The sequence below is a fragment of the Exiguobacterium sp. s142 genome (genome assembly GCF_018618455.1).
Lineage (GTDB): Bacteria > Bacillota > Bacilli > Exiguobacteriales > Exiguobacteriaceae > Exiguobacterium > Exiguobacterium aurantiacum_A.
Window position 1 is genome coordinate 21439 of the sequence record NZ_JACSMB010000024.1, and the last position, 6318, is coordinate 27756.

Annotated in this window: 9 protein-coding genes; 4 read left to right on the forward strand and 5 right to left on the reverse strand. The window is 53.3% G+C overall.

Annotated features, from left to right (window positions below; genetic code table 11):
* Positions 1-2 precede the first annotated feature (2 nt).
* Entirely contained in the window at positions 3-305 is a 303-nt protein-coding gene (locus KNP77_RS14765) for an AzlD domain-containing protein (RefSeq protein ID WP_070328058.1), read from the reverse strand.
* Positions 302-1033, reverse strand: coding sequence for an AzlC family ABC transporter permease (locus KNP77_RS14770; protein WP_131457852.1), 732 nt, complete (start codon positions 1031-1033; stop codon positions 302-304). The genes KNP77_RS14765 and KNP77_RS14770 overlap by 4 nt, the downstream gene beginning before the upstream one ends.
* A gap of 113 nt (positions 1034-1146) precedes the next feature.
* Here KNP77_RS14770 and KNP77_RS14775 point away from each other — a divergent pair, with 113 nt between their 5' ends.
* Positions 1147-1848, forward strand: coding sequence for a CBS domain-containing protein (locus KNP77_RS14775; protein ID WP_131457851.1), 702 nt, complete (start codon positions 1147-1149; stop codon positions 1846-1848).
* On the opposite strand, the gene KNP77_RS14780 is transcribed toward KNP77_RS14775, so the two are convergent.
* Positions 1831-2166 (reverse strand): antibiotic biosynthesis monooxygenase, encoded by a 336-nt coding sequence (locus KNP77_RS14780; RefSeq protein WP_070328061.1) that lies wholly within the window; start codon positions 2164-2166, stop codon positions 1831-1833. The genes KNP77_RS14775 and KNP77_RS14780 overlap by 18 nt on opposite strands.
* 79 nt (positions 2167-2245) lie before the next feature.
* Positions 2246-3085: a M15 family metallopeptidase gene (locus KNP77_RS14785; protein WP_214891518.1), complete on the reverse strand. Its 840-nt coding sequence runs from the start codon at positions 3083-3085 to the stop codon at positions 2246-2248.
* A gap of 207 nt (positions 3086-3292) precedes the next feature.
* On the opposite strand from KNP77_RS14785, the gene KNP77_RS14790 reads away from it, so the two are divergent.
* Both KNP77_RS14790 and KNP77_RS14795 read left to right on the forward strand, forming a co-directional pair.
* A complete protein-coding gene (locus KNP77_RS14790; RefSeq protein ID WP_016507949.1) occupies positions 3293-3511 on the forward strand; it encodes a hypothetical protein in 219 nt (72 codons plus the stop codon).
* A 59-nt stretch (positions 3512-3570) separates the two neighbouring features.
* On the forward strand, positions 3571-4038 hold the full coding sequence (locus tag KNP77_RS14795) for a hypothetical protein (protein ID WP_214891520.1): 468 nt from the start codon (positions 3571-3573) through the stop codon (positions 4036-4038).
* 15 nt (positions 4039-4053) lie between these two features.
* Here the strand turns inward: KNP77_RS14795 and KNP77_RS14800 are convergent, their stop codons facing one another.
* Entirely contained in the window at positions 4054-5160 is a 1107-nt protein-coding gene (locus tag KNP77_RS14800; protein WP_214891522.1) for a glycerol dehydrogenase, read from the reverse strand.
* A gap of 383 nt (positions 5161-5543) precedes the next feature.
* Here KNP77_RS14800 and KNP77_RS14805 point away from each other — a divergent pair, with 383 nt between their 5' ends.
* Positions 5544-6203, forward strand: coding sequence for a type 1 glutamine amidotransferase domain-containing protein (locus tag KNP77_RS14805; RefSeq protein WP_070328065.1), 660 nt, complete (start codon positions 5544-5546; stop codon positions 6201-6203).
* Positions 6204-6318: the final 115 nt, after the last annotated feature.

Consider the following 6318-nt stretch of genomic DNA (forward strand, 5'->3'; position numbering starts at 1 on the left):
TGTCAGATGAACGTTTCGACGACGTACACCCCGAGGATGCCGCCGAGCACGACGAGCATCAAGTTGACGCGCAACAAGGCGAGCATCGTGGCGAAGACGCCTCCGGCCAAGGCTGACGACAGGCTGCTCGTCGAATAGAGGATACCCGGGAAAATCAAGCTCGCGAGCACGGCATACGGTGTGAACAACAAGAAGCGCTTCAAGAGCGGCGGTAACTTCAAGTCGCGCAGCCAAAGGAGCGGCACGAGCCGCGGGACGTACGTGACGAGCGCCATAGCGAGGACGAGCAAGAACAGACTGATCATGTTACGCCCTCCTGTTCATAAAGCAGGGCGCCGACCCCGGCGGCGACGATTGTCGCGATGATGATACTCAAACCCGATGATAGCGGGATGAACGGGGCGACACCCCAATAGAGCACGACTTGGGTCACGACGGCAAGCGCCGCGACGACGATGACCGGTTTTCGCGTGAGCGATGGGACGAGCAATCCGATGAACATGGCGTACAAGGCGATGCCCATGCTCGCCTGGACCGACTGGGGGAGACCGAAGGCGAGAAATACGCCGATCCATGTCCCGACGTTCCAAGCGAAAAAGGCGATCAAGTTCAAACCGAGGACAAAGTGGCCACGTGTCGCTTCGTTTCGAGTCGAGGCGACACTGAACGTTTCATCGGTCACTCCGAATGCGATGGCTGCCAGGAAACGGTTCGAGGTTGTCTCGATCCGTTGCGACAGCGAGGCCGACATGAGGAAATGGCGCAAGTTCAAAATGAACGTCGTCAAGACGATCTCCCAATACATCGAGCCGGCCATGATCAATTGAATACCGATAAATTGGCTCGCACCGGCAAAGATGAATAACGACATGGCCAACGTGATGACGTTTGGCATATCGAACGATTTGGCGAGGAGGCCAAACGCGATCGCGATCGGAATATAACCGACCGCAACCGGGATGCCGGCACGCATCCCGGAGCGGAACGCGTCTTGATTGGATAAGGGCGTAGCTTGCTGGATCGGAGTCGCCATCGGCTCTCCTCCTTTCAAAATAGGTGATGTCCATTCATTCGAGACGAAGGAATGGTTTCCTGCTCAAACGATTAAAAAATAGGGTATAGATAGGCGATAAGGAGAGTGAACATATGAGTCGAGCCGAAGAATTTATCGCATCGTACCACCGGATTGAAGATTATTTGAGCCGTGAGATGGGAGACGGACAACATTTTAGCTTCAGCAACATGGTCAACCGTCTCGCCAAGCATAATCCGATCATCGAGCGGTATAAAGAAGATTTGCACCAAATGAGTCAGCTACGCAATGCGATTGTCCACGAACGACGAGAGCCTGATTTCATTATCGCCGAACCGCACGACTCGATCGTCGAGTTGATGCTCGAAGTGGAGCGGGAGCTGTTGCACCCGCGTCAAGTCATCCCGCTGTTTCGTAAACTCGTGACGACGTTTAATGCCGATGACGCGTTAGTCGAGGTGCTCGGTGAGATTCGGGATAAAAACTATTCCCAGTTCCCGGTCTATAACACTGACGGCTCGTGGCGCGGGTTATTGACAAAAAAAGGAGTGACCAGCTGGCTCGCCGAGACAATCGACGGCCCGCACGTGTCACTCGAGGGCGTTCAAGTTAAAGACGTACTTCATCACGATCCGCACCTTCGTCGTTACCGTTTCGTTGCGAAGGAGACGTCTGTCATCGAGGCGCATCAACATTTCATCAACATGAAAGACGGTGTGCGCCTCGACGCGCTCTTGATCACCGAGACCGGGGAAGAGAGTGAACCGCTTCTCGGTATCATCCGACCGCAAGATATTTTATACGTGATCGGTTGAGGCCATGTGCTCGATCGCGACCTCGTATTGGGTGACGGTATTTCCGAGGACGACGGGCTTCACTTCAGACGTGCCGTCGTCCCGTTTTTTATGGGCGTGTTTATAGGCACCGCTGTCGCGCCAGTTTTCAAAGCTCGCAGCGTCGCGCCACGTCGTCATGATCACGACTTGATCTTTCGTTTCGTCAGACGTATCGGTCAACACTTGCATGCGGATAAATCCGTCCATCGTCTCGATTCCTTTTGTCGTTTGGAACCGGGCTTTGACCGCATCGACTTTCCCTTTTTCAACATCTAGTTTGTTCATCACAATCCACATCGAGATGTCCTCCTCTGCAAATTCGTACACGTCTAGTATACATGGGGCACCTCGCTTCCTAGCGACTAGATGCTCGGACTTAGCGTTTGCTCCACCACTCCTCGAACGTCCAGTTGTTTTGCTTCATCGTCGTCGCTTCCTTCACACCGACATAGCGGAGATGCCACGGCTCATAGTTGTAGCCGGTGATCTTTTCTTTCCCTTTTGGATAGCGAACGATGTAACCATAGCGGTGAGCGTTCTGGATCATCCATTTGCCTTCAGGTGTCTGATCGAACGAGGCGTATAGTCCCATCCGCATCTGTTGACTCGTCATATCGACGGCAAGCCCGGTTTGGTGCTCACTGTGGCCGGGACGAGCGACATACATCGAGGCATAGGCCGTGCCGCGAGCGTTGACCCAATAATTGTAGAGTGATTTTTGCGTGGCGTAGGACCGGTACGCGCTCAATGCGTAAAGCGTGTGTCCTTGTTTTCGGCCGTCATAGTAGAGACGAGCGAGCGCGTGCGCCGCCTCGGCAGCCATGAGCGTCCGTTCGCTTCCTTTTGCATAGACGGTCGGGATGGTGAGCGTGACGAGTTGACTGGACCGATAGGACGCGGACAGGCCATGTTGCTTGTTGACGAGCCGCAACCGCTCCGTTGACGTGAGTTTCGGGATACCGGACTTTAGATTGCTCGATGGTGTGAAGTAGCGGGTGCTCCCGATGTAGACGTTCGACCAGCTTCGATTGTACGTTGTGTAACGGACGGGTGTGTTTGTGAGGAGTGTCTTGGCGACCGGTGACGATTGCATGGCCCGCCAGTATAGTTTCGTCGTCTTGATCGTGTAGCCGGGCTGAGGTGACGGGGTGGCGGCATAAGTAGACGAGGCGGTGAAGACGAGTACGAGGATGAGCAGCAGGCGGATGAGTTTCATTAGGACGACCCCCTTATGCATGGATAGTTTCCTTTTCCCTTTTTTTGAAATGATGAAAAGACGAGTGATTAGGGAATACTCAAACGACAGTCTCCGTCTCGTGACCCGATAGATGTACTGCCCCAGCCCGATGTGCCGGGGGGCTTAAACGAAGTAAACTGATTGTATAGAGAAGAACTGTGCAACAGAAGAGAGGAGTGGACGCATATGGAACTTATTTTTGGCTTACCGTTGTTATTGCTCGTCCTATTCTTTGCCTTTTTGTATTTCAATATCAAAGGGTTATCGAATATGTGGAAAGACTACAACCGGACGAAATCGATGATCCCGCTCGGTTTTTTCATCATCGCGATCCTCGGAATCTTTACCGGGGTTTGGACGTGGCTCGTCATTTTGATCTACTACGCCGTTCGTCCGAAAGAGTGACTTGACACCGTGTGCGAAAGCGCATGGTGTTTTTGGTATACTGGGGACGAGGTGTTGTCATGGAGAAGTTGATCAAGGCGTGGTTCATCATCACGCTCATCACATTTATGTTATTCAAGCTCGGTGAAACGATGACGGCCGCCTATACGGAGCCAGCGGGCGAAGGAAACCCGTACGTGCTCGTCTTGTTGGTTGGCTGGCCGTTCGTCTTGTTGTTCATTTGGATCACCGTCCGGCTCGCCAGGAGAACGGTCGCGTCGGTGAACGGTCTCGCGCGGGTCGGTCTCTTCGCCGGGAGCATATTGATGGCGGGGATCGGTCTATACGTGAACTTCGGGCAGGCAAGTTCGTTGCGGGACGGGATACGAGCTTCTGAAAATGCGACGTACGCGTCGGGTTGGAACCAGTTCACGAACATCATTTACGCGAATCAACTGACGTTTTTCGTGCTGACAGTCAGCTGTATGGCGCTCGGCATCGTCGTCTCATTCGTAACTTCAACTAAAGACGAGGAACAGCTCAAGTAGCCGTTCCTCGTCTTTTTAGGTCAGTTTGCTTTGGTAGAGGCGGGCGTAACGGTCGGCGGCGATGATGGCGTCGGCCACATCTTCAGGCGACACGTCGAAACCGCTATGAATCGTTTCCCCTTCAGCGGTCGCTGCTTGACCGACTTTCAAGATATCTTCTCGTGACGCGTCTTTTAGTTTCACGTCTTCGAGTGTGACCGGCAAATCGAGCGCCATGTAAAGGGCGACGTACCGTTCGAACTCGGCTTGCGTCCGTCCTTCAAGCGCGAGCTGGACGAGTGTCCCGAACGCGACTTTCTCACCGTGCGTCAAATGATGGATCTCCCCGTCTAAGGCGGTAAAGCCATTATGGATGGCATGGGCTGCCGCCAATCCACCGCTCTCGAAACCGAGACCGCTCAATAGCGTGTTCGCTTCAACGACATCTTCAAGCGCCGGCGTGACGACTTTTGCTTTTACCGATTCATAGGCCGGAATCCCATAATCGAACAACACTTCTTCACAGCGCTTGGCGATCGCTTCGGCGGCGATCGTCGGGACGCCGCCTGCCATCGTCTTGCCACCGAACGCGAGGACACTCCGGACCTCGACCCACGTCGCGAGCGCGTCGGCGATCCCTGAGGCGAGGAAGCGGGCCGGGGCCTCGGCGATCAGTTTCGTGTCAACGAGGACCAAATCGGGATTCTTCTTATAAAACCGGTAACTCTCAAAATTACCTTCATCCGTATAGATGACCGAGAGGGCACTCGTCGGGGCGTCAGTCGAGGCGATGGTCGGCACGATGACGATGCGGGCATTAAGCGCATCGGCGACGGCTTTGGCCGTGTCGAGCGTTTTCCCGCCGCCCATACCGATGACGAACGACGTCTCGTTCGCTTCTGCCGCCTTGGTGATCCGCTCGATTTCGTGGCGCGACGCTTCCCCGACAAAGTCGGCTTTCTCGGCGTTCACACCGCTCGACGTCAACGAGGCGGTCACCCGTTCCCCGATCAAGCTCCAGACGATATCGTCGGCGATGAGAAGTGCCTGTGAGCCGAAATGCCCGACATAATCCCCGATCCGGTCAATCGTATTCTTGCCTTGCACATACTTTGCGGGACTGATGAAAACGCGTTCTGACATATTCAACATCCTTTCTCAAATGAATGTGGCGATAGGACAACATGTGTCTGTTCCCGATTTAAGGCGTGTTTCAAACGAACAATCATGTGACATCTCAGCGAAGCGAGGTCACATGTTCGTCCACATTCCGCCGAGCAATACGAGGACGACAATTAAAGCGGCAACGGCAAGAAATCCCCATTCAAGTATCGATTTGGTCACGATTGTTCCCTCCTGATGACTGATAATCCGAGTATAACGAGTTCAGGCGCCGTTCCTGTTTCAAAAAAATGACCAGGTCAAAAAAAGAATGACGTCTCGTCGTGTCGAGCGTTCGATGGTTTGAATCGAACCACAACGGGAACATTTAATTCGTATGCTTAATTTCAGAAGGAGGAAATCACATGTCTAAACACGTACTGATCGTCACGACATCTGCCAATAAACTAGAGAACGGCCACGAAACAGGGTTATGGCTCGGGGAGTTCGCTGAACCGTACCTTTTGTTCGAGAAGAAAGGCTACAAAGTAACGATTGCTAGTATCGAAGGTGGAGACGTGCCAATCGATGCGAACAGCCTAGAAGACGGATTACCGGAAGAGATCTTAAATACGAAAACCTTGTTGAAAGATACGGTCCGTCTTGATCAAGTAGCGGATGAGACATATGATGCTGTCTTCCTTCCAGGCGGACACGGGACAGTCGTCGACTTCCCAGGAAGCGAGACGTTACAGCGTGTCGTTCGAGACGTATACGAGAGCGGCAATATCGTTGCAGCTGTCTGTCACGGCCCGATCGGCCTCGTCAACGTCAAGTTGAGCAACGGCGAACCACTCGTGAAAGGTAAGCGCGTGACTGGATTCACGGATGCTGAAGAAGTCGAGATGCAACTCGATTCAGCTGTACCGTTCTTGTTAGAGACGGCACTTCGTGAGAAGGGCGGAGATTTTGATAAAGCCGACAATTGGGCTGTCAACGTCGCCGTCGATGATCGCCTTGTCACGGGACAAAACCCGCAGTCTTCTGAGCAAGTCGCGGAAGAAATCGTGAAAATTTTAGGATAATGATGCGAACGACCTAGGTCTTGACCGAGGGCACTGAAAAACCTCCGCTCTATCCGAGCGTGAACAGAAAAAAGGGCGATTGGACCGACTCAAGTCGGGACAATCGCTCTTTTTC